The following is a 22456-nucleotide window of genomic DNA, read 5'->3' on the forward strand; positions in this document are numbered from 1 at the left end:
GTCATTTAGAGGGTCGTTTAGCCGAACAGAGCGTAGGTGCTCTTGATCGTCACCCAGACACCCCAGAGGAGCGGAATACCGACAAGCGCCCAGGCAATCAGCGCCTTGCCATCAAACCCACCCGTGCCGATGCCGAAAGAGCCGGTAGGCCCAGCATTGGCAGCAGCGGTCTTCGCCTGCAGCGCGGCGACCTCTTCATCCGACATGAACCATTTGTCCGAGAGCGGCTTGACCAGCGAATTGGCAATCAAGCCCAGAGCCAGCATGACCGCAAGAATATACATGGTGAAGGTGTAAAGCTGTGCGCCTTCCACGCCCGCTGCCTTCTGCGCCTCGCGGATATAGTTGACCACGACAGGCCCGATGATCCCGGCCGTCGCCCATGCCGTCAGCAGCCGGCCATGGATCGCGCCGACGAATTGCGTACCGAATATATCGGCGAGATAGGCGGGAACGGTCGCGAAACCGCCGCCATACATCGACAGGATGATGCAGAGCGCGCCCACGAACAGCACCTTGCTATGAATGCCTGCCGCCCAGGGAGCCAGGACATAGAGTGCAATGCCGATCACGAAGAAACAATAATAAGTGTTCTTGCGGCCGATCTTGTCGGACAGCGACGCCCAGAAGAAGCGCCCGCCGATGTTGAAGAGTGACAGCAGACCGGCAAAACCGGCGGCGATGGCCGCCACCGCCGCGATCTGGTCCTTGCTGAGATCGGCGAATTTCAGGTCCGGCAGGCCGATCAATGCGCCACCGAAGATTTCCTGCAGCATCGGGGAGGCCATGCCGATAACGCCGATACCGGCCGAGACGTTGAGACACAATACCGCCCAGATCAGCCAGAACTGCGGGGTTTTGTGGGCATTGCGAAGATGCACATGCTTTGTCGTGATCATCGAGCTCTTGGCGGCAGGGGCCGTCCAGCCCTCAGGACACCAGCCGGCCGGCGGCAAACGATAGCCGAAGGCGCCGCCCATCATGAAAACGAAATAGATCGCTGCCATGACGATGAAGGTCTGCCAGACACCGGCGGAGCCATCCATGCGAAAGTGGTTCATCAGCAGGCTCGCGAGCGGCGCGCCGATCATCGCGCCTCCGCCGAAGCCCATGATGGCCATGCCGGTCGCCATGCCGCGCCGGTCGGGAAACCATTTGATCAGGGTCGACACAGGCGAAATATAGCCGAGACCAAGCCCGATACCGCCGATGACGCCGGCGCCGATCCACATGATCCAGAGCTGGTGAAAGATAACGCCGATCGCCGCAATCAGGATACCGCCGCACCAGCAGCAGGCAGCAACCACGCCGGCCTTGCGCGGCCCCGCTTTCTCGAGCCACCCACCCCAGATGGCGGCGGAAGAGCCGAGCAACACGAAGAAGAGCGTATAGATCCAGCCGAGATCGCTGACGCGCCAATCGCAGCTCGTGGTGAACAGGGCGGTCAAAAGATTGAGGTTTGCGCATTCCGCCGGAGCCGGCGCCGGGGTGCCGAGCGCCTTGGAGAGCGGCAGCCAGAACACACTGAAGCCATAGGCCATGCCGATGCAGAGATGGATCGCCAAAGCCGCCGGCGGCACGAGCCACCGGTTGAAGCCCGGCTTGGCGATAATGCGCTCGCGATCGAGCAGACCCGCCGTTGCCGTTCCTTGAGAAATATTCGTATCCGCAGCCGTCATGAACAACTCCTCCTTGCTTCAAATACCCCGCATTCTCCCCTCCGCAGGACTCGGATTCGAGGATGGAGTCTCCTCTCTCCATCCCAATGCATCATCAGTGCTAGTATTAAGCCGGCTTAATTTCTTCCGGCGGCGCGGGTCTGTGGATCAGCGAGGCTGCTTCCAAGACCAAAGGGCTGAGCCCGCTGTCTCCTTGATCGATGATCGTGAAAAGCTGGCGCCGCATGCGCGGCTCCCAGAATTTGTTGATGTGGGTGGCAACACCCTGTGCGGCTTCATTTGCCGGCTGCGTCTTGAAGAAGGTGGCGATCTGGTTCGCCATATAGATGAGCTTGGTTTCGGTCTTGCCGTGCGGCGTTTCCTCAGGCGACATCGGCGATGCTCCCCGTAATAATGCGATGCGGATGGGTGAAAATCTCGAAATCGTCGCCGCGCACCAGCGCCACCAGCGTCATGCCGGCCTCCTCGGCCGTGCGAATGGCGAGCGCCGTCGGCGCGGAGATGGCAACCAGCACGGAACTGCCCAGTATCGCCGCCTTCTGCACCATCTCGACGGACAGGCGGCTGGTGACGGCGACCACACCTTCCGCGCCCTTATGGTCGGAACGGATCACGGCACCGCAGAGCTTGTCAAGCGCATTGTGCCTTCCGACATCCTCGCGCACGGCAAGCAGCCCCTCGGACGGGATATAGAAGCCCGCACCATGCACAGCATGCGTCTCGCGATGCAGCGGCTGCGCATCGTTAAGCAGCGCGACCGCGCGGACGATGTCCTTTTGCGTCAACTTTAAAGCAACGTTCGAGACATCCGGTACCTTACGCACCGCCTGCTCGATCGATTCGATGCCGCAGAGGCCGCAGCCGACGGGGCCTGCCATATGGCGGCGGCGCAGCCGCAGTGCGTCGGCCACATCGTCGACCAGAGCGATCTGCACATCGATCCCCTGCTCGTCTTCGATCGGCTCGATCGCGGCGATCTCACTTATATCGGTGATGATGCCCTCGGTGAGGCTGAAGCCGACGCCGAAATCCTCGATATCGGCAGGTGTGCCCATCATCACCGCATGTGACGTGCCGCCATAGGAAAATGCGATCGGCACTTCCTCGGGGACGATGCGAGAGCCCGAGCGGACCAGGCCGTTGCGGCGGGCGGTTTCGGGAACGGTGGTGGTGGGGGTGAATTTGGTCATTGGATAGCCTTCCCTTCTCCCCAACGGGGAGAAGGTAGCGCGCAGCGTCGGATGAGGGGGGCAAGGAGCGATAGCTCCGCGTATCTCGAGCGCAAATGAAGAGCAGCTCCCCTCGCGCGGAGAGTCCCCCTCATCCGCCCTCCGGGCACCTTCTCCCCAAGGGGAGAAGGGGAAAACGCATGCATCGTCACTCCGCAGCCTCCATCTTCCCGACGATACGCCGCGACTGCCGGGCCTGCTCATCATACTCGACCTGCCACTGCGACGGGCCGTTTGACGGCGAGACCTGCACGGCCGTCACCTTGTATTCCGGGCAGTTCGTCGCCCAGTCGGTGTAATCGGTGGTGATGACGTTCGCCTGCGTATCCGGATGATGGAAGGTCGTGTAGACGACGCCGGGAGCGACGCGATCGGTGATCAAGGCTCTGAGCGTGGTGTCGCCGGAGCGGCTGCTGAGCCGGATCCAGTCGCCCTCGCGGATGCCGCGCTGTTCCGCATCGTGCGGATGGATTTCCAGGCGATCCTCGGCGTGCCAGACGACATTCTCGGTACGCCGCGTCTGGGCGCCGACATTGTACTGGCTGAGAATGCGCCCGGTGGTGAGCAGCAGCGGGAAACGTGGACCGGTGCGCTCGTCGGTCGGGACATATTCCGTGCGGATGAACTTGCCCTTGCCGCGCACGAAGCCATCGACATGCATGATCGGCGAGCCGAGCGGCGTCTTCTCATTGCAGGGCCACTGCACCGAGCCCATCTTTTCCAGATAGTCGTAGGAGACGAGCGCGAAGCTCGGCGTTGTTGCGGCGATCTCGTCCATGATTTCGGACGGATGGCTATAGTTCCATCCGAGACCCATGGCCTGCGCCATCTTCTGCGTCACTTCCCAGTCGGCATAGCCGTTGCGCGGGGTCATGACCTTGCGAACGCGATTGATGCGGCGCTCGGCATTGGTGAAGGTGCCGTCCTTTTCGAGGAAAGTCGAGCCGGGTAGGAAAACATGCGCGTAGTTGGCCGTCTCGTTCAGGAAGAGGTCGTGAACGACGACACATTCCATCGCGGCAAGGCCGGCGGCAACATGCTTGGTATCCGGGTCGGACTGAAGGATATCCTCGCCCTGGATGTAGATGCCCTTGAACGTGCCATCGACCGCGGCATCAAGCATGTTCGGAATGCGCAGGCCGGGCTCATTGTTGAGCTTCACGCCCCAGAGCTTTTCGAAGATGTCGCGGGTCGCATCGTCGGAGATGTGGCGATAGCCCGGCAGCTCGTGCGGGAAGGAGCCCATATCGCAGGAGCCCTGCACATTGTTCTGGCCGCGCAGCGGGTTCACGCCCACGCCCGGACGGCCGATATTGCCGGTGACCATGGCGAGATTGGCGATCGCCATGACGGTGGTCGAGCCCTGGCTGTGCTCGGTGACGCCGAGGCCGTAATAGATCGCGCCGTTGCCGCCCTTGGCAAAGAGACGAGCGGCTTCGCGTACGAGTTCGGGAGAAACGCCCGTGTATTTTTCCGTTTCCTCCGGGCTGTGTTGCGGCTCGGAAACGAAGGCGGCCCAGTCCTCGAATTCGGACCAGTCGCAGCGTTCGCGGATGAACTTCTCGTCGAACAGGCCTTCGGTGACGATCACGTGCGCCAGTGCCGTCATTACGGCGACGTTGGTGCCGGGCTTCAGCGGCAGGTGATAGCTCGCCTCGACATGCGGCGTGCGCACCAGATCGATGCGGCGCGGGTCGATGACGATGAGCTTGGCGCCCTGGCGCAGCCGCTTCTTCAGCCGCGAGCCGAAGACCGGGTGACCATCCGTCGGATTGGCGCCAATGACGATGACGACATCAGAATGCTCGACGCTGTCGAAATTCTGCGTGCCGGCCGAGGTGCCGAAGGCCTGGCCGAGGCCGTAGCCGGTGGGAGAATGGCAGACGCGGGCGCAGGTATCGACATTGTTGTTGCCGAAGCCGGCGCGCACCAGCTTCTGCACCAGATAGGTTTCCTCATTGGTGCAGCGCGAGGAGGTGATGCCGCCGATGGAATCGCGGCCATACTGATATTGCAGCCGCTTGAACTCGGTGGCGATATGCGCAAAGGCCTCGTCCCAGGTCACCTCCCGCCAGGGATCCGTAACCTTCTCGCGGATCATCGGGTTGAGGATGCGGTCCTTATGGGTTGAATAGCCATAGGCGAAGCGGCCCTTGACGCAGGAATGACCACGATTGGCCTGGCCGTCTTTCCACGGCACCATGCGCACCAGCTCCTCGCCGCGCATTTCCGCCTTGAAGGAACAGCCGACGCCGCAATAGGCACAGGTGGTGACGACCGAGTGCTCCGGCTGGCCGATCGATATGACAGACTTTTCGGTCAGCGTCGCCGTCGGGCAGGCCTGCACGCAGGCGCCGCAGGAAACGCATTCCGAGTCGATGAAACTCTCATGCATTCCGGGTGAAACGCGCGAGCCGAAGCCACGGCCCTCGATGGTCAGAGCGAAAGTACCCTGCACTTCCTCGCAGGCTCGCACGCAGCGTGAGCAGACGATGCACTTCGACGGATCATAGGTGAAATAGGGGTTGGACTCGTCTTTCGGCATCCATTTCAGATTAATGTCGCCGTTGTTGTGCGCCTTGACGTGATTGTCGCCCTCATAGCCGTAGCGCACGTCGCGCAGACCGACGGCGCCCGCCATATCCTGCAGCTCGCAATCGCCATTGGCAGCGCAGGTCAGACAGTCGAGCGGATGGTCGGAAATATAGAGTTCCATCACGCCGCGGCGGATATCCTTCAGTCGGCCCGTCTGCGTGTGAACGACAAGGCCGGGGGCAACCGGCGTCGTGCATGAGGCCGGCGTGCCGTTACGGCCTTCGATCTCGACGAGACAGAGGCGGCAGGAGCCAAAGGCATCGACCATGTCGGTGGCGCAGAGCTTCGGGACCTGAATGCCTGCCTCCATCGAAGCACGCATGATCGAGGTGCCCTCGGGCACCGTGATCTGGCGGCCGTCGATGGTCAGCGTCACCATGGTTTCGGAGGTGGAGGCCGGCGTGCCGTAATCGATTTCTGGAACGAGGGACATGGATCTTACTCCGCCGCTTCAATCAAGGGAGCCGGAGAAAAATCCTCCGGGAAATGGGTCATCGCGCTCATCACGGGATAGGGCGTGAAGCCGCCGAGCGCGCAAAGCGAACCGAACTTCATCGTGTTGCAGAGATCGGCAAGCAGCACCCGGTTCCTCTCGGGCTCGATTCCTCTAGCGATCTTGTCGGCCGTCTCGACGCCGCGTGTCGAGCCGATGCGGCAGGGCGTGCACTTGCCGCAGCTTTCGACTGCGCAGAATTCCATCGCGAACCGCGCCTGCTTCAGCATGTCGGCGGTATCGTCGAAAACGACGATGCCGGCATGACCGATCAGGCCGTCCCTGGCTGCAAAGGCTTCATAGTCGAACGGCGTGTCGAACTGTGCGCGCGGGAAATAGGCGCCAAGCGGGCCACCCACCTGCACCGCCTTGACCGGCCGCCCCGTCGCCGTGCCGCCGCCGATCCTGTCGACGATATCGCCGAGCGAAAGGCCGAAGGCTGTCTCATAGAGACCGCCATGCTTGACGTTGCCGGCGATCTGCAGCGGGATCGTGCCGCGCGACCGGCCCATGCCGAAATCGCGGTAGAAGGCAGCACCCTTGTCCATGATGACGGGGACCGAGGCGAGCGAGATCACGTTGTTGATGACTGTGGGGCAGTTGAACAGGCCCTTATGCGCCGGCAGCGGCGGCTTGGCGCGCACGATGCCGCGCTTGCCTTCGAGGCTGTTCAGCAGCGCCGTCTCCTCGCCGCAGACATAGGCGCCCGCACCGGTGCGGATTTCCATGTCAAAGGCTTTGCCGGAACCGAGCACCGAAGCGCCGAGAATGCCGGCCTTGCGCGCAATTTCGACCGCTTCCGTCATGGCCGCGATAGCGTGCGGATATTCCGAGCGCGTATAGACGAAGCCCTTGGTCGCGCCGGTCGCCAGCCCCGCGATCGCCATACCTTCGATCAGCACGAAGGGGTCGCCCTCCATGATCATCCGGTCGGCGAAAGTGCCGCTGTCGCCTTCGTCGGCGTTGCAGACGATATATTTGCGATCGCCCGGCGCATCCAGCACCGTCTTCCATTTGATGCCGGTCGGGAAGCCCGCACCGCCACGGCCGCGCAGGCCGGAATCGGTGACTTCCTTGACGATATCGCCAGCCGCCATGCTGATGGCACGACGCAGGCCTTTCAGGCCGCCATGAGCCTCATAATCCTCAAGCGAAAGCGGGTCGGTAATGCCACAGCGGGCAAAGGTTAGGCGGGTCTGCTCTTTCAGGAATGGGAGGCTTTCGACCTCCCCAAGACAGAGCGGATGCTCGCCGCCTTCGGCGAGCCCGGCGTCGAAGAGTGCGGGAACATCCTTAGCCTTCACCGGTCCATAGCCGATGCGCTTGCCGCCGATCTCGACTTCGACCAGGGGCTCAAGCCAGAACATGCCGCGCGAGCCGTTGCGCACGATGCGCGCATCGAGGCCGCGTTTGGCGATTTCCTGCGCGACCGATTTCGCCACTTTCTCCGCACCGAGCGAAAGGGCGGCGGCATCGCGGGGAATATAGATGGTGAGCGTCATTGGCGCGCGTCCTTCACGAGGTCGTCCGCGCCCTCATCGTCGAGGCGGCCATAGAGTTCGCCGTCGAGCATCGCAGCCGGAGCGCAGGCGCAAAGCCCGAGACAGTAGACCGGTTCCAGCGTGACACTACCATCGAGCGTGGTCTGATGGAAATCAATGCCAAGCAGCCGCTTGATGCGATCGGCAATCTCATCGCCGCCCATCGACTGACAGGCTTCGGCACGACAGAGCTTCAGGACATGACGACCCGTGGGATGGTCGCGGTAGTCATGATAGAAAGTCATGACGCCGTGCACTTCGGCGCGCGAAAGGTTCAAAGCTTTGGCGATCAGCGGCAGCGTATCCTGCGGCACATAGCCGAATTCATCTTGAATCCCGTGCAGGATCGGCAAAAGCGGCCCCTCCATCGATTTCATGCTATCGATGATGGTGCCGGCGCGGGTCGCGACATCGCCCGCAGCCTGATTCAAACTCATTAGCAGCCTCCCGCGCATAGCTCCGAAGATCGAAGGCGAATCTTCAGAAAAGACCTATGCGGCATTTCCTCCTGGCGCGCGATCGACACGCCATGAAGATAAGCTCGCAGGGAGACGGCAAAGGATCAATAAGGCAGTCCCGTCACCCGATAGAAATTTTCTATCAATTCCCGTTCTCTTCTGCGAGCAATCTCGCCTCATGCAACAAGGCAGAGACGAGTGGCGTAAAGGGTTCGCGGTGGGTAGCGACCAGGCCGACAAGATGCTCGGCGTCAGGCTCCGTGATCGGGATCTTATGAATATCCGCCGGAAAACCGAAGGAATCGGCAATATTCTTCGGCATAATGCTCGCCCAACGACCGGTCTGCACATGCGAAAACAGCACGATCATCGAATTGGATTCCAGCGTCGGCTTGGCGGTCGCGCCCGCCTCGGCAAGATGCCGATTGATGATGCGCCGGTTCTGCATGTCGGCAGTCAATAGACAAAGCCGAAGATCGCCGACTTCCTTCCAGGTCACCGTCTCGCGCTCGGAAAACGGGCTGCCTGCCGCGGTGATGAGGTGATAGCGCTCGGCATAGAGCGGCACGCTGGTAACACGGCCGAGCGGCTCGTTTTCCAGATAGGTGATGCCGGCATCGATCTCGAGATTTTCAAGCAGGCTCAGAACCTGCAGCGAATTGCGCGATAAAATGGAGAACGTGACGTCGGGATGTCTTTCCTGGAAAGGCGTGGTGATTTTCTGCACCATGGCAAGCGCCGTCGGAATGGCAGCAATGCGGATATGGCCGGCAAGGCCCTTGCGCGCAGCCCGCATCTCCTCGCGCATCGTGCGGCTGTCGCCGACGATGCGGCGCGCCCATTCCAGCACGCGCTGCCCCTCGGGCGTCAGACCCTGAAAGCGCGAACCACGGCTAACAAGCATCACGCCGAGCTGGTCCTCCAGCTGGCGGATCGCCGCCGACAAGGTCGGCTGCGTCACCCCGCATTCCTCGGCCGCGCGCCCGAAATGCTTCTGATTCGCCAGCGCGATGAAGAATTCCAGCTTGTCGATCATCCCGCTCTCCCGAAGTGAAAGGGTTAGACCGACAGCCCAGTGAACGCAACATGCAAGGCTGCTTCGGACTTCAACATTCGCGCTGACAGAATGCCTTCTGCAGCGAATCGACCACGGCGCAGATTTCCGAGCGCGCGACGGCATAGTGGATGAGCCGCCCTTCGCGGCGCGTATCGACGAGCTTATCGAGGCGAAGACGCGCCAAATGCTGCGACACGACAGCCTGCGGCAGGTCAAGAAGAGCCTCGAGCTCCATCACCGTTTTCTCGTGCTTGGCAAGCATAAAGAGAATTGCGAGGCGTGTCTCATGCGATAGTGCTTTCAGCAGGGCGCTCGACTTTCGCGCCCTGTCGGTCATTTCCTCAACCTCACGCTCCGCTGCACCGCCCTGCGGTAGAGACGACGACATATAACAGCCTCTAGTAAGAAATCCCCGGATGTATGCTTATAATATTATCAAATCAGAAGCTGATTGAGAAAAGTCATGGAAAACCAAAAAAGGTCCGTTTTATCAGCAGATAAGCTGCCCGCCGTTGATCTCGATTACCTGCCCGGTGATGTAGCCGGAAAGCAGGGGTGCTGCGAGAAAGAGATAGGCGGGCGCGCAATCTTCGGGCGTGCCCAGGCGCTGAAGCGGGATCGATTTGCGCGTCTGCTCCAGCTTCTCTCTCGATGAATAACGCTCATGAAAATCGGTCGCTATCGTGCCGGGGGAGACACAATTCACCCGGATACCGTCAGGCGCCAATTCGCGCGCCAACCCTTTCGAGTAGGTCGCGACAAAGGCCTTCGAAGCGGAATAAATCGCCGATCCTGGGCTGCCGCCGGTCAGCGCCGAAATCGAAACAGTGTTGACGATTGCCGCCTGCCCGGCTCCCCGCAGCAGCGGCAACAGCCCTCTCGTCACTTCCATGACGGAAGTCTGATTGAGATGAACGATCTGCTCGTATTGCTCGTCGGTCAGTTCGCCGGCAGGAAATCGCCCGACCATGGTGCCGGCATTGTTGACCAGCACATCGACGCGGTCGAAGCGCTCCCCGGCAGCGCTGACGAAATCGCGCGTGCCATTGCCGGCTGCGAAGTCACCGGCAATCAGGAAGGCGCGACGGTCGGCCTCTGCCTCCATCAGGAAGTCAGGCAAATCGCGCCCGGTATCACGGCCGATATGGACAAGGACATGGGCGCCGCAATCGAGAAACTGCCGCGCGACCTCCAGCCCGATGCCGCGGCCGGCGCCGGTGACCACGACATTGCGATTTTCGAATAGCTTCGGATGAAACACGAAATCCTCCCAAATCGCACAATTCGCGCGTCAGTAATTGCGGAATTTTCACTTTATCATATGATGACGAAAAAACGAAAGAAAGGGAGCGAAAACCATGTTCCTATCCGGACGTCAGACCGAGATTCTCGACATTGCCAAGGCGGAAGGACGAGTACTCGTCGAGGAGCTGGCGTTGCGCTTCTCGGTCACGCCGCAAACCATCCGCAAGGATCTGAACGATCTCTGCGACGGCCGCGTTTTATCGCGCGTGCATGGCGGCGCAATCTTTCCCGGCGGAACCGAGAACGTGAAATATGAGGCGCGACGGTCTATTGCCGCACCCGAAAAGCAGGCGATCGGCCGTGCCGCAGCAAGCCTGATCCCCAACAATAGCTCGCTTTTCATCAATATTGGCACGACGACGGAAGCCGTCGGAGAGGCGCTTCTTGGCCACCACGAGCTGATGGTCATTACCAATAACATCAACGTTGCCAATAAGTTGCGTATTTTCCCCTCCATCGAAGTCGTCATTTCCGGCGGCGTCGTTCGCGGTTCGGATGGTGGCATCGTCGGCGAGGCCGCCGTCGATTTCATCAAGCAGTTCAAGGTGGATTATGCCGTCATCGGCGCCTCGGCGATCGATCCCGACGGCGCACTCCTGGATTTCGACTTTCGCGAAGTGAAAGTGGCACAGGCCATCATCGCCAATGCCCGGCACGTCATTCTCGTTGCCGACAGCACCAAGTTCGAACGAACCGCCCCGGTTCGCATTGGTCATCTCTCGCAAGTCCACACCTTCGTCACCGACGAATGCAGTATCGAATCCGTGCGCTCCATCGCAGCGGAACATGACGTCCATCTCGTTGAAACCGCTCGCAGATCGGCCTGACCCGCGCACTTTCCGTCAAGAAACGTTCGTTTGACATTCGTATCTGTTTCGCTTTAGATGGATTAGTTTCGATTTTCCATCTTCAGGGGATGGCTGACCTTTGCGGAGGGGCGGGTGAGCGAGCAGGTCTACGACATTTTCGTTATCGGCGGCGGCATTAATGGCTGCGGCATCGCCCGCGACGCCACCGGGCGCGGCTACAAGGTCGCGCTTGCCGAGATGAACGACTTCGCCTCCGGCACGTCGTCAGGCGCCACAAAGCTCATTCATGGCGGCCTGCGCTACCTCGAACATTATGAATTCCGTCTCGTGCGCGAATCGCTGATGGAGCGCGAAGTGCTCTGGGCCATGGCGCCGCACATCATCTGGCCGATGCGTTTCGTCCTGCCTTACCATAAGGGCGGCATCCGTCCGGCCTGGCTGATCCGCCTTGGCCTTTTCCTCTACGATCACCTCGGCGGACGAAAGCTGCTGCCCCCGACCGCGACGCTGGACATGAAGAAGGATCCTGCGGGCAAGCCGCTGAAGGCGCTCTTCACCAAAGCTTTCGAATATTCCGACGGCTGGGTCGACGATGCCCGCATGGTCGTATTGAATGCCCGCGACGCAGCCGACCGCGGCGCGACGATCATGCCGCGGACGAAGGTGGTCTCCGCCCGGCGCGAAGGCGCGGTCTGGGCGATCGAAACGGAAAATACGATCAGCGGCGAGAAGCGTCAGTTTCGCGCCCGCATGCTGGTCAATGCAGCGGGTCCCTGGGTCGATCAGGTGCTGTCCGGTACGTTCGGCAAGAACCAGGTACACAATGTCCGTCTCGTTCAGGGCAGCCATATCGTCGTGCGCAAGAAGTTCGATGACCCGCGCGCCTATTTCTTCCAGAACCCGGACAACCGCATCATCTTCGCCATTCCCTACGAGCAGGATTTCACGCTGATCGGCACCACGGATCGCGACTACAAGGACGATCCGAAAGATGTGAAAATCACCGAGGGGGAAACCACCTATCTCTGAATGCCGCCAGCGAATATTTCAAAGAGCCTGTCCGGCCCGAGGATATCGTCTGGACCTATTCGGCCGTGCGCCCGCTCTATGACGATGGCGCATCGAAAGCGCAGGAAGCCACGCGCGACTACGTTCTCAAGGTCGAGGGAGAAGAAGGCCAGGCGCCGCTGCTCAACGTCTTCGGCGGCAAGCTCACCACTTATCGCCGCCTTGGCGAACATGCGCTGGAAAAGATCAGCGAAGCCATCGGCCTCAAGGGTAAACCCTGGACTGCCGGCAGCTCGCTCCCCGGCGGCGATTTTCCGGTTCGCGGCTATGAGGCCGAAGTCACTAAGCTCAAGTCGCGTTACCCCTTCCTTGCCGATCCGCATGCCCGCCGGCTCATCCGCCGCTACGGCACGCGCGCTACCATGATCCTGGGCAACGCCAAGACGATCGCCGATCTCGGCCGGTGTTTCGGAAGCGATCTCTATGAGGCGGAAGTACGATATCTGATCGAACAGGAATGGGCCTATAGCGCAACAGATATCCTATGGCGCCGTTCCAAGAAGGGCCTCTACCTCTCGAAGGAAGAAGCCGCAGCGCTCGACAGCTATATGGCAGAGAACCACGTCCACGCCTGAGCGGTTCAGTTTTTCACGGAATCTCTGAGCCGCTCTATCTCTTTGTTTTCACGCAATTCCGGACGGAAAACCGCTGCGCACTTTTCCTGGAATTGCTCTAAGCGGCCAATTCACTCTCCGGGATCGAGCAGCCGCGGGCCTGCGCCTTCTTCGGAAAGCTGATCCCAGGGATTGCGCAAGGGACAGCTATCGAGCGAAAGGCAGCCGCAGCCGATACAGCTGTCCAGCTGATCGCGAAGTCCCTGCAGGCGCTTGATGCGGGCGTCGAGATTATCCTTCCATAGCTCCGAAAGCGCCTTCCAGTCCGATGCTGTCGGCGTGCGACCCTGCGGCAGCGATTGAAGAGCCGCCTGAACCTCGGCAAGCGGAATACCAACGCGTTGGGCCACCTTGATGACGGAGACTCGCCGCAGCACTTCGCGAGGATAGCGCCGCTGATTGCCGCTGCTGCGATGGCTCTCGATCAGGCCTTTCGCTTCATAGAAATGCAAGGCCGATACAGCCACGCCGCTGCGTGCAGCCACCTCGCCGACCGTCAGCAGCTTCGGAAATTGAGCCGGATCGATTTTTCCCATTTTCGCTATTGACCTCAACTTTACTTGAGGTTTTATAACCCTGGCTCCGAACCGCGTAAAGCAGGAGCAAGACATGACAGAAAGAACCCGGCTGGCGATCATCTACGGCAGCACGCGTCCGGGTCGGCTATGCGACCGGGTGGTCAAATGGGTCGCCCGCGAATTGGCGCATTATCCGCTTATAGACATCGATCTGATCGATCCTCTCGAATTCGATCTGCCTTTCGCGCATAATCGTGAGCATCCCGGCGTCGGAGCTTTATCGGAGCGGCTTTCGGATGCCGATGCCTTCATTATCGTCACGCCCGAATACAATCACAGTTTCACCGCCTCACTGAAATTGGTGCTCGATCTCGTCTATGAGCCCTGGCATGGCAAACCCGTCGCCTTCGTCTCCTATGGCGGCATCTCCGGCGGCCTGCGCGCGGTGGAACAGTTGCGGCTCGTCTTTGCCGAACTGCACACGGTCACGGTGCGCGATACGGTAAGCTTCGCCAATCCCTGGGGCAGATTTGCCGAGGATGGCGCGCTCGAAAACCCGCTCGATGCCAGAAAATCCCTTGTTCTCATGATTGCGCGGCTGACATGGTGGAGCAACGCCTTAAAGCCAGCTCGCGTCACGCGCCCCTACCGCTCCGTTGCCGCCTGATCCCTATCCCAACACAGGAATCCGATCTCTCGTTTCTGGCAGGTGCGGGAGATCGGTCCGACGCCCGGACCCGGCAACATGGGTCCGGGCGTCCTGCCTTCAAGGATCACGCTTGCCGAAACCGCCGCAATGACCTAACGCAATAGAGGGAGATTTCGGGCGGATACGGGAATGGAGAACGCCAAGCGGCTGGGAGGAGCGGATTTCATGCGCGCCGTCGCATGTCTAATGGTGCTTGTTCACCATCTCGTGCTCCGAATGAATTTCTACAAGATCCCACCAGCCCTGGATGTAACCTTCATATTGGCGCGCTTCGGCAATCACGGCGTCTCGGTCTTCTTCGTCCTCAGCGGCTTCCTTCTTGCGCGCCCCTTCTGGTTGGCGCTGGATAGAGCCCAACCCCTACCTTCGCTGAAAATCTATGCCATGCGCCGGGCAGCGCGTATTCTGCCGGGCTTCTGGTTTGCCCTGACGGTCGGCTTCCTGATCAGCTTCACCATCTATAACTTTCCGCTAGACGCGGAACTGGTCGGCCGCTACATCGCCGGCTTCTTCCTGATGAGCCAATGGCATTGGCGTACCTTTTTCCCGGTGCAGGGCGATGGGCCTTTATGGTCGATCCCCTTCGAGACGACCTGCTATGTTCTCCTGCCGATCGGCTTCCTGCTGTTGTTTCATCCAAAAATGAGATCACGCTCCATACTGGTCAGCCGCCTGCTCTGGATCGGCATCATCGCGATATCCCTGATTGGCCATTGGCTCGTAGTGACCTATCTGCCGACCGACAATATCGGGCAAGGATGGCGATATGGCTTCCAGGGCGGCGCCAAGGAATGGATGCCGCGCTACAACCCGATCGGCTTCTTTGCCATATTCGCGATCGGCGCGCTCACCGCCGGCATCCAGACACTCCTCCCGGCCCGACGCTCGGCGATCTACGACATCATCGGCGCGCTCGCGATCGTCGTGGGCGCCTGGCAGCTGCCGCAGTCGATCGGCGGCGCGGCGGAAGGCTATGCCTGGCTCGACATTCCCTATCAATTTCCGCTGCTGCCCCTCGCGGCCGCGATCGCGCTTTGCGCGCTTCCGCAATCGCTGCTGCTGGCAAAGCTGCTTGACAATCCCGTGAGCCGTTATGTCGCCACTGTCTCCTTCGGCGTCTATATCTGGCAGGATATCGTGCTGACCTTGATGCCGCAGCTCTTTCCCTCATCCTTCGGCGCAGGCTCGGACGATGTACTGGGCGGCTGGATCGTCTCAAGCCTGATCGCAACCGCCATCATTTTTGCCATCGGCACGCTGAGCTATGTGCTGCTCGAACGCCCTGTCATTCAGTGGGCGCGGACGCGGGAAAGCAAAGTCATGCGACCCGCCACTGCGTGACGGGTCGGTATTATCTTACGGAAGATCGCGAAGGATTCTTTAGATGCGCGTTGCCTTCAGTCGCTCCTCATCAAGAACGATGCCGAGTCCCGGTGCGACGCCGAGATCCAGCCAGCCGGCATCGTGCTTGAGCGGCGAGGCCATCGGATAATCGCGGCGAGCTTCGCTCCATTCCGGATTGTCATAGGGATATTCGAGCCAGGCGGCATCAGCGACGCCGGCGGTCAGATGGGCATTGGCGAGAACGCCGATACCGTTCGTCCAGGAATGCGGCGTGAACTGCACGCCTGCCTCGCGCGCCTGATAGGCCAGCCGCCGGCAACCGGTGATGCCACCGACCAGCGCGACATCCGGCTGGATGACATCGAAGGCACGCTCTTCGATGATGTCGCGGAATTCACAGAGCTCGCGCGTCATCTCGCCGCCGACGATGCGCACCGACGTTGCCTGCTTCAATTCCTTCATGCCTTTGCGATCCGAGCGGTGAAGCGGCTCTTCCATCCAGTAGACGCCGAGCCGCTCCAGCTCCCTGGCGACGGTAAGCGCATCCTTGAAGGTCCAGGGCAAGGTCGTATCCCAGGGCATTCGCCAACCCTGATTGCAGTCGACCATCAGCTCCAGCCGGTCGCCGACGCGTGCGCGGATCGCTTCCAGCGCCTTGACGTCCTCGCGCCAGCCGCCGCGGCCGCCCGAAGAGGATGAGAAGCGCACCTTCATGGCCGGAAAGCCTTCGTCGATGTAGCGCTCGGCCTGATCGGCCATCGCGGAGGGTTCGCGCAGCACGCCGGAGGATGCATAGAGCCGAACCCTGCTGGCGCGACCGCCGAGCATCCGCCAGACCGGCTCGCCGGTGATCTTTCCGGAGAGATCCCACAAAGCCAGGTCCATCGGCCAGCAGCGGCCGTAGTGGAAGTTGATGTGCGAGAGGACTTCATAATGCCGTTCGACATGCCGAGGGTCCTGCCCGATGAACAGATCCTCGTGCCCTTCGAAGCCCTTCATCAGGTCGCCGGAGCCGATGCCTTCCCGACCCTCGTCATCCCGAACGCGCACGATGGTCGCATCGAAATGCTTGCGCGGGCGACCATCCCAGCTCGCCTTGAATGCCGGATCGAGCGGCAGGCGATGATGGGTGATCTCGATGGAAACGATCTTGCTCATTATGGCTCCCCTTTATCCTCCGGGCATGACCCTTCGAAAAGGATCATGCCGATATTGATCCCTCAGCCGAACTGCTGCCAGATCGTCTTGTAATCGCAATACTTGTCGATCGCATGCACCGAACGGTCACGGCCGAAACCGGACTGCTTGAAGCCGCCGAACGGTGTCGCGAAGTTCGACATGTCGTAAGTGTTGATCCACACCGTACCCGCATGGATAGCCTCGGAGAAACGATGAGCGCGATCCATATCCTTGGTAAAGACGGCTCCGGCAAGGCCGTAGATCGTGTCGTTGGCGATCTTCAGCGCCTCCTCTTCGGTATCGAAGGGAATGGCGGCAAGCACAGGGCCAAAAATTTCCTGCCGCGCCAGGCTCATGTCGTTGGTCATGTCGACGAAGACGCCCGGCGAGACATAATAGCCGCCGGTTTCGCTCATGACGCGCTCGGCACCGAAGGCACGGCGCGCGCCTTCCTTTTCGCCGGCCGCGATCATCGCCAGCACCTTGTTCATGTGCTCTTCCTCGATCAGCGCGCTGATCTGCGCCGAAGGATCGAGCGGATGCTTGAGCGCGATGTCGGAGCGGGTGACAGCCTCGATCTTCTCGATCAGCCTGTCCTGCACCGAACGCTGCACGATCAGACGGGTCGAGGCATGGCAGGTCTCGCCGGAATTGTAGAAGCAGCCCCAGGCGGCAGCAACCGCGGCGGCATCGAGATCGGCGTCTTCAAACACGACCAGCGGCGACTTGCCGCCAAGCTCCAGCGCCACGCGCTTGACATTCGATTGTGCGGCATAGCCCATGATCAACTTGCCGACCTCGGTCGAGCCGGTAAAGGCGATCATATCGACATCCATATGCAGCGCCAACGGCTTGCCGGTCTCCTCGCCATAACCCGTGACGACGTTGAAGACGCCTGCCGGCAGGCCGGCTTCGATCGCGAGTTCGGCAAGCCGGATCGCCGAAAGCGAGGATTGTTCCGCCGGCTTCAGCACGACGGAATTGCCAGCCGCGATCGCAGGCCCGAGCTTCCAGGCGTCGATGATCATCGGATAGTTCCAGGGCGTGATCGCCCCGATGACGCCAAGCGGCACCTTGCGCACCAAGGCACGCGCAGTCGGGCCGGTCGGCGCAATCTCGTCATACATCTTGTCGATCATCTCGCCGTAGAACTGGATACCTTCGGCGCAGAGACGCACATCGACGCCGAGCGACGCCATGACCGGCTTGCCGACATCGATCGTCTCAAGCATAGCCAGCTCATCGCCATTGGCGCGGATGAGATCGGCCCATTTCAGCATGATCTTCTTCTGTTCGAGCGGCTCCTTCTTGCGCCAGACGCCATTTTCGAAGGCAGCGCGGGCGGAGGCGACGGCAGCGTCGATGTCCGCCGCATTGCCACGGGCAAGCTCAGCGCCTGGCTTTCCATCCATCGGCCGGATGCGGATGAAGGTCTCGCCCGATGCGGCGGCACGGTGGGCGCCGTCGATGAAGTGACGACCTTCGGGCTTGAGGCCGGAGAGGACGCTTTCCCAATAGTCGCGCGTGTAATTCTTGGTCATCTTAAATTCCTTTCGGCAGCGCCATGACGGCGGCAGCAAAGCGGTCGATGTCAGCATCCGTCACGTCGCGGATCGTCGATCGTCGCATGGGCTGGTTTTCGGTGGCACGCATTTCGCGGGCAAGATCGGAGGCATCGAACGGTTTGAAGGCAGCCGGCAGCGCGCGAACGATACCGCAGCGATCCATCCAGTCTGAAACGAAAGCGGGAAGTTCAGCGGCGCTCTGGACGCCACAAGCCTTGGCCGCCGCGTTCAGATCTGCGGTATTGGCTTCGACAAGCCATGGCAGCGTCACCTCGAAGCCGAGTGCCGTCGCAAGCCCATGATGGACCGGGCCGAGCCCCGCCAGTGCATGGCTGATATTATGCGCTATCGCCGTGCCACAATTATCGATGGCAATACCGGCAAAGCAGGAGCCAAGCAATACGTCGCCGCGCGCGGTGATATCGTTGGGTTGCTTGACGGCCATCTCCAGGGCGCCGGTGATCAGCCGCAGCGCTTGATGCGCATAAAATTGCGCGCCGCGATGCGTGTTGCGATTCGTCGCTGCCTCGAAGGCGTGGATGAAAGCATCGAAACCGCACCATGCGGTAAGGTTAGCGGGTAAGGTCTTCGTCAGCGCGGGATCGAGAATGACGAGATCGGCCTTTGTTTCCGGCCCCCAGATCCAGAGCTTCTTGCCCTCAGGCCCGGCAAAGATATTCGTGGCCGATGTTTCCGATCCCGTGCCGGCCGTGGTCGGGATCATGATCTTCTTCAGCGGGTTCTTCGGCAGCGGGTTAGCGGCCAGCGCATAATGCATCGGATCCTCGCCGGAGGCGATGCAGCAGGCGACGATCTTGCCTATATCGAGGGCCGAGCCGCCGCCGATGCCGATCACCATATCCGCCCCTTGCCCAGCTTCGATCGCTGCATGCAGATGCGCAAGCTTCGGCTCGCCGGCAAAATCGGAATAGACCTGCGTGTTCACGCCTGCTTCGGCAAGCTCGGAGCTGACCCTGGCGGCAAGGCCGGACTGCGCCAGGAAGGCATCGATGACAAGCAGAACGGCGCCGACGCCGTCGAAGGATTTGACCGCAGCGGGAAGGCCGGAGAGCGCACCCTCGCCGAAACGAATGTCTGGGATGGCGGAAATGGAGAAGGACACGCGGAGATCCCCTTGGAAAAGCGGCTGAAAATCTTGTCATAATCCTGCATCACAATTTCAGATCTTCAAATCCGGCCAATTATCGGGAATATTGATGATCTGAAGTTATGGAGAGGCGATGCTAGAGAAAATACCGCTGGAGGCCTTCCGCGTGTTTGATGCGGCCGCGCGCGCCATGAACTTCTCCCGCGCCGGCCGGGAGCTCAATATCACCCAGGCCGCCGTCAGCCGCCGCATCAAGGGGCTTGAGGATCATCTCGGCGCGACGCTCTTTACCCGCCGAGGCCGCAATCTGGCGCTGACGCCGGATGGCGAGCGGCTGTTTCAGCGCGTCCGTGCCACGCTGGAATATCTGGAGGAGAGCCTGGAACCCTTTCGCGCCGGCACGGGCGAAATCATCTCGATTGCGGCGAGCGGCTCGATCTCCCATCTGTGGCTCGGGCAGCGGCTCAGAGATTTCGGCAAGGAGAGCCCCGGCATCTCCGTGCGCCTGCTGACGACGGACGTGCATTCCGAACTTGCCTCGGAGAACCACGATCTCATCATCATCTATTCCACCGGCGAACATCCGCGCTGGAGCCTGACGCCACTCTTGAACGAGGTGCTGGTCCCGGTTGCCTCGCCGGATTACCTGGCAGCCCGCGGTCTCGACCCGCAGGCGCTGACGGCCGTCGACATCGCCGGGCTCGATCTCATCGATTACGAACGCGCCAACGCCCATTGGATCAGCTTCCGCCAATGGTTCGGCCGCATCGGTGACCCCTTGAAGGGCAAGCTGCCGCGACCTCGCCTGTCCTTCTCCACCTATATCATGGCGGTGGAAGCAGCGCTCCGGGGCGAAGGCATAGCGCTCGGCAGCCTCGGCCTCATCGAGGAATATCTGCAATCCGGCGCGCTCGTCACCATCGGCAACGATCGCGTCGAGAGCGGCTTCGGATATTATCTTGGCGCACCGCGCTTTCGCTCGCTCTCTCCCGAGGCGGCACAGCTTCACCGGTTTCTGTTGGGAGGACAATAGGTTTGAGGCGACTTAGCGATCCCGTTACCACCTCAACAGGGGTAACCGCGTATAAAATAGCTACCCTTCTTGCCAGGGAAGAAGTAAGTGTACCGCCGCTTGCCTCCTATGCGATTGCCTTGCCTCGGTCATGATTGACCGCATAGCGGCATCAGCAAAGCATGAAATCGCAATAAAAAAGCGGCCCACAGGACCGCTTTCATCTCACTTATCAATGTTTGGATCGCATCAATCCTGCGGGATCGAGCCACGCAGATGAGAGAGTTCCATGATGAAGTGCTCTAGGCGCGACTTGTGCTCATGATGCTCGGCATCTTCGAGCTCGGCCTTGGCGGCATTGATGCGGCGGTCCAGCTCGTCGCGGCTCATGTCCTCGACCGGAACGGCGGATTCGGCGAGCAGCGTGCAGCCGGTCGGCAGGATGTCGGCGAAGCCGCCGAAAACGACGTAGTCCTGCTTCTTGCCCGAAGCGGAATGCACCTTGACGACGCCCGGTTTGATGGTGGTCATGGTCGGCGCATGGTTCGCCATGACGGTCATCTCGCCCTCGCTCGCGGGGATGACGACATCGATGACCTGTTCCGACAGCAGCAGGCGCTCCGGAGAAACCAGTTCGAAATTGAAATTGTCAGCCATGACCCGTCACTTCTCGATTGTCTTATTCGCAAGGCAAGGGCGCGCGGGCAAAGCCGCGCGCCGATGGATTGGCCTGATTAGGCAGCCAGCTTCTTGGCCTTTTCGATCGCTTCTTCGATCGAGCCGACCATGTAGAAGGCAGCTTCCGGCAGGTGGTCGTATTCGCCGTTGACGAGGCCCTTGAAGCCCTTGATCGTGTCTTCGAGAGCGACGAGCTTGCCCGGCGAACCGGTGAAGACTTCGGCGACGAAGAACGGCTGCGACAGGAAGCGCTCGATCTTGCGGGCGCGGGCAACGGCCAGCTTGTCGTCTTCGGAAAGTTCGTCCATGCCCAGGATGGCGATGATGTCCTGCAGGGCCTTGTAGCGCTGCAGCGTCGACTGAACCTTACGGGCAACTTCGTAGTGCTCTTCGCCGACGACCATCGGGTCGAGCATGCGCGAGGTGGAGTCGAGCGGGTCGACGGCCGGGTAGATGCCCTTTTCGGCGATCGAGCGCGACAGAACGGTGGTTGCGTCCAGGTGGGCGAACGAGGTTGCCGGTGCCGGGTCGGTCAAGTCGTCGGCCGGAACGTAAATGGCCTGAACTGAGGTGATCGAGCCGGTCGTCGTCGTAGTAATGCGTTCCTGCATCTGGCCCATGTCGGTAGCGAGCGTCGGCTGATAACCCACCGCCGAAGGAATACGGCCGAGCAGAGCCGACACTTCCGAACCAGCCTGCGTGAAGCGGAAGATGTTGTCGACGAAGAACAGAACGTCCTGGCCTTCATCGCGGAAGTTCTCAGCAACGGTCAGACCGGTCAGAGCGACGCGAGCGCGGGCGCCCGGCGGTTCGTTCATCTGGCCGTACACGAGCGCAGCCTTGGAGCCTTCGCCGCCACCATGCTTGTTGACGCCCGATTCGATCATTTCGTGGTAGAGGTCGTTGCCTTCGCGGGTGCGTTCACCCACGCCTGCGAATACCGAGTAACCACCGTGCGCCTTGGCGACGTTGTTGATCAGTTCCATGATGAGAACGGTCTTGCCGACGCCGGCGCCGCCGAACAGGCCGATCTTGCCGCCCTTTGCGTAAGGAGCGAGGAGATCGACGACCTTGATGCCGGTGACGAGGATCTGAGATTCCGTGGACTGCTCGACGTAGGACGGAGCATCCTGGTGGATGGCGCGCTTCTTGGAGGTGTTCAGCGGACCTGCTTCGTCGACCGGCTCGCCGATGACGTTCATGATACGGCCGAGCGTCTCGTGTCCGACCGGAACCGAGATCGGTGCACCGGTGTCGTTGACACGCTGTCCACGAACCAGGCCTTCGGTCGAGTCCATGGCGATGGTGCGAACGGAGTTTTCGCCGAGGTGCTGTGCTACTTCGAGAACCAGACGATTGCCGTTATTGTCGGTTTCAAGCGCGTTCAGGATCGCCGGGAGCTCGCCGTCGAAAGCAACGTCCACAACGGCGCCGATAACCTGAGTAACCTTACCGACAGAACCTGCGGGGGTAGCTGCGTCAGCCATTTTCTTAC

The 22456-nt window shown here is 60.8% G+C and carries 19 protein-coding genes and 1 pseudogene; 5 read left to right on the forward strand and 15 right to left on the reverse strand.

What is annotated here, in order from left to right; translation table 11 throughout:
• Positions 1–17: 17 nt before the first annotated feature.
• The 9 genes from ACK83U_RS14105 to ACK83U_RS14145 form a co-directional block, all read right to left on the reverse strand.
• On the reverse strand, positions 18–1679 hold the full coding sequence (locus ACK83U_RS14105) for an OFA family MFS transporter (RefSeq protein WP_112607755.1): 1662 nt from the start codon (positions 1677–1679) through the stop codon (positions 18–20).
• A 106-nt stretch (positions 1680–1785) separates the two neighbouring features.
• Positions 1786–2052 carry a formate dehydrogenase subunit delta gene (locus ACK83U_RS14110; RefSeq protein WP_112607757.1) on the reverse strand — a complete coding sequence of 89 codons (267 nt, stop codon included), beginning with the start codon at positions 2050–2052 and terminating at the stop codon, positions 1786–1788.
• Entirely contained in the window at positions 2042–2869 is an 828-nt protein-coding gene (gene fdhD / locus ACK83U_RS14115) for a formate dehydrogenase accessory sulfurtransferase FdhD (protein ID WP_112607759.1), read from the reverse strand. The genes ACK83U_RS14110 and fdhD overlap by 11 nt, the downstream gene beginning before the upstream one ends.
• Before the next feature lie 187 nt (positions 2870–3056).
• A complete protein-coding gene (fdhF, locus tag ACK83U_RS14120) occupies positions 3057–5936 on the reverse strand; it encodes a formate dehydrogenase subunit alpha (RefSeq protein ID WP_112607761.1) in 2880 nt (959 codons plus the stop codon).
• A 5-nt stretch (positions 5937–5941) separates the two neighbouring features.
• Positions 5942–7498, reverse strand: coding sequence for a formate dehydrogenase beta subunit (locus tag ACK83U_RS14125; protein WP_112607763.1), 1557 nt, complete (start codon positions 7496–7498; stop codon positions 5942–5944).
• Positions 7495–7974, reverse strand: a complete 480-nt coding sequence (locus tag ACK83U_RS14130) for a formate dehydrogenase subunit gamma (protein ID WP_112607765.1) — start codon at positions 7972–7974, stop codon at positions 7495–7497. Before ACK83U_RS14130 ends, ACK83U_RS14125 begins: the two co-directional genes overlap by 4 nt.
• Before the next feature lie 163 nt (positions 7975–8137).
• Positions 8138–9031, reverse strand: coding sequence for a LysR family transcriptional regulator (locus ACK83U_RS14135; RefSeq protein WP_112607767.1), 894 nt, complete (start codon positions 9029–9031; stop codon positions 8138–8140).
• 70 nt (positions 9032–9101) lie between these two features.
• Positions 9102–9440, reverse strand: coding sequence for a metalloregulator ArsR/SmtB family transcription factor (locus tag ACK83U_RS14140; protein WP_112607769.1), 339 nt, complete (start codon positions 9438–9440; stop codon positions 9102–9104).
• A 102-nt stretch (positions 9441–9542) separates the two neighbouring features.
• Positions 9543–10313, reverse strand: a complete 771-nt coding sequence (locus tag ACK83U_RS14145; RefSeq protein ID WP_112607771.1) for an SDR family oxidoreductase — start codon at positions 10311–10313, stop codon at positions 9543–9545.
• Between the two features lie 97 nt (positions 10314–10410).
• Here ACK83U_RS14145 and ACK83U_RS14150 point away from each other — a divergent pair, with 97 nt between their 5' ends.
• Positions 10411–11184 (forward strand): DeoR/GlpR family DNA-binding transcription regulator, encoded by a 774-nt coding sequence (locus ACK83U_RS14150; protein WP_112336396.1) that lies wholly within the window; start codon positions 10411–10413, stop codon positions 11182–11184.
• A gap of 114 nt (positions 11185–11298) precedes the next feature.
• Positions 11299–12809 (forward strand): annotated as a pseudogene (glpD, locus tag ACK83U_RS14155) (glycerol-3-phosphate dehydrogenase).
• 110 nt (positions 12810–12919) lie between these two features.
• Here glpD and soxR read toward each other — a convergent pair.
• Positions 12920–13384 carry a redox-sensitive transcriptional activator SoxR gene (gene soxR, locus ACK83U_RS14160; RefSeq protein ID WP_112607775.1) on the reverse strand — a complete coding sequence of 155 codons (465 nt, stop codon included), beginning with the start codon at positions 13382–13384 and terminating at the stop codon, positions 12920–12922.
• Between the two features lie 73 nt (positions 13385–13457).
• Here soxR and ACK83U_RS14165 point away from each other — a divergent pair, with 73 nt between their 5' ends.
• Positions 13458–14033: an NADPH-dependent FMN reductase gene (locus ACK83U_RS14165; protein ID WP_112607777.1), complete on the forward strand. Its 576-nt coding sequence runs from the start codon at positions 13458–13460 to the stop codon at positions 14031–14033.
• 171 nt (positions 14034–14204) lie between these two features.
• Entirely contained in the window at positions 14205–15416 is a 1212-nt protein-coding gene (locus ACK83U_RS14170) for an acyltransferase family protein (protein ID WP_112607779.1), read from the forward strand.
• A 39-nt stretch (positions 15417–15455) separates the two neighbouring features.
• Here the strand turns inward: ACK83U_RS14170 and ACK83U_RS14175 are convergent, their stop codons facing one another.
• The 3 genes from ACK83U_RS14175 to ACK83U_RS14185 all read right to left on the reverse strand — a co-directional run bounded on the left by ACK83U_RS14175 (position 15456) and on the right by ACK83U_RS14185 (position 19286).
• Positions 15456–16577 carry a mandelate racemase/muconate lactonizing enzyme family protein gene (locus ACK83U_RS14175; RefSeq protein ID WP_112607781.1) on the reverse strand — a complete coding sequence of 374 codons (1122 nt, stop codon included), beginning with the start codon at positions 16575–16577 and terminating at the stop codon, positions 15456–15458.
• Positions 16578–16639: 62 nt separating this feature from the next.
• Complete coding sequence (locus tag ACK83U_RS14180) at positions 16640–18139, reverse strand: aldehyde dehydrogenase (protein ID WP_112607783.1); 1500 nt, start codon at positions 18137–18139, stop codon at positions 16640–16642.
• A gap of 1 nt (position 18140) precedes the next feature.
• Positions 18141–19286 (reverse strand): iron-containing alcohol dehydrogenase, encoded by a 1146-nt coding sequence (locus ACK83U_RS14185; RefSeq protein ID WP_112607785.1) that lies wholly within the window; start codon positions 19284–19286, stop codon positions 18141–18143.
• Between the two features lie 118 nt (positions 19287–19404).
• On the opposite strand from ACK83U_RS14185, the gene ACK83U_RS14190 reads away from it, so the two are divergent.
• Complete coding sequence (locus ACK83U_RS14190) at positions 19405–20304, forward strand: LysR substrate-binding domain-containing protein (RefSeq protein ID WP_112607787.1); 900 nt, start codon at positions 19405–19407, stop codon at positions 20302–20304.
• Between the two features lie 228 nt (positions 20305–20532).
• On the opposite strand, the gene ACK83U_RS14195 is transcribed toward ACK83U_RS14190, so the two are convergent.
• Both ACK83U_RS14195 and atpD read right to left on the reverse strand, forming a co-directional pair.
• Complete coding sequence (locus tag ACK83U_RS14195) at positions 20533–20940, reverse strand: F0F1 ATP synthase subunit epsilon (protein WP_095436050.1); 408 nt, start codon at positions 20938–20940, stop codon at positions 20533–20535.
• Positions 20941–21017: 77 nt separating this feature from the next.
• Positions 21018–22448, reverse strand: coding sequence for a F0F1 ATP synthase subunit beta (gene atpD / locus ACK83U_RS14200; protein ID WP_112336386.1), 1431 nt, complete (start codon positions 22446–22448; stop codon positions 21018–21020).
• Between the last annotated feature and the right edge of the window lie 8 nt (positions 22449–22456).

The sequence above is a fragment of the Rhizobium sp. WW22 genome (assembly GCF_047041135.1).
Lineage (GTDB): Bacteria > Pseudomonadota > Alphaproteobacteria > Rhizobiales > Rhizobiaceae > Rhizobium.

Bases quoted from the DNA above. Each gene is read 5' to 3' on its own strand.
- fdhF (WP_112607761.1), bottom strand. From the start codon at position 5,936: ATGTCCCTCGTTCCAGAAATCGATTACGGCACGCCGGCCTCCACCTCC.
- ACK83U_RS14180 (WP_112607783.1), bottom strand. From the start codon at position 18,139: ATGACCAAGAATTACACGCGCGACTATTGGGAAAGCGTCCTCTCCGGC.
- ACK83U_RS14140 (WP_112607769.1), bottom strand. From the start codon at position 9,440: ATGTCGTCGTCTCTACCGCAGGGCGGTGCAGCGGAGCGTGAGGTTGAG.
- ACK83U_RS14150 (WP_112336396.1), top strand. From the start codon at position 10,411: ATGTTCCTATCCGGACGTCAGACCGAGATTCTCGACATTGCCAAGGCG.
- atpD (WP_112336386.1), bottom strand. From the start codon at position 22,448: ATGGCTGACGCAGCTACCCCCGCAGGTTCTGTCGGTAAGGTTACTCAG.
- ACK83U_RS14105 (WP_112607755.1), bottom strand. From the start codon at position 1,679: ATGACGGCTGCGGATACGAATATTTCTCAAGGAACGGCAACGGCGGGT.
- fdhD (WP_112607759.1), bottom strand. From the start codon at position 2,869: ATGACCAAATTCACCCCCACCACCACCGTTCCCGAAACCGCCCGCCGC.
- ACK83U_RS14130 (WP_112607765.1), bottom strand. From the start codon at position 7,974: ATGAGTTTGAATCAGGCTGCGGGCGATGTCGCGACCCGCGCCGGCACC.
- ACK83U_RS14165 (WP_112607777.1), top strand. From the start codon at position 13,458: ATGACAGAAAGAACCCGGCTGGCGATCATCTACGGCAGCACGCGTCCG.
- ACK83U_RS14195 (WP_095436050.1), bottom strand. From the start codon at position 20,940: ATGGCTGACAATTTCAATTTCGAACTGGTTTCTCCGGAGCGCCTGCTG.
- ACK83U_RS14125 (WP_112607763.1), bottom strand. From the start codon at position 7,498: ATGACGCTCACCATCTATATTCCCCGCGATGCCGCCGCCCTTTCGCTC.
- ACK83U_RS14135 (WP_112607767.1), bottom strand. From the start codon at position 9,031: ATGATCGACAAGCTGGAATTCTTCATCGCGCTGGCGAATCAGAAGCAT.
- ACK83U_RS14190 (WP_112607787.1), top strand. From the start codon at position 19,405: ATGCTAGAGAAAATACCGCTGGAGGCCTTCCGCGTGTTTGATGCGGCC.
- soxR (WP_112607775.1), bottom strand. From the start codon at position 13,384: ATGGGAAAAATCGATCCGGCTCAATTTCCGAAGCTGCTGACGGTCGGC.
- ACK83U_RS14110 (WP_112607757.1), bottom strand. From the start codon at position 2,052: ATGTCGCCTGAGGAAACGCCGCACGGCAAGACCGAAACCAAGCTCATC.
- ACK83U_RS14170 (WP_112607779.1), top strand. From the start codon at position 14,205: ATGGAGAACGCCAAGCGGCTGGGAGGAGCGGATTTCATGCGCGCCGTC.
- ACK83U_RS14175 (WP_112607781.1), bottom strand. From the start codon at position 16,577: ATGAGCAAGATCGTTTCCATCGAGATCACCCATCATCGCCTGCCGCTC.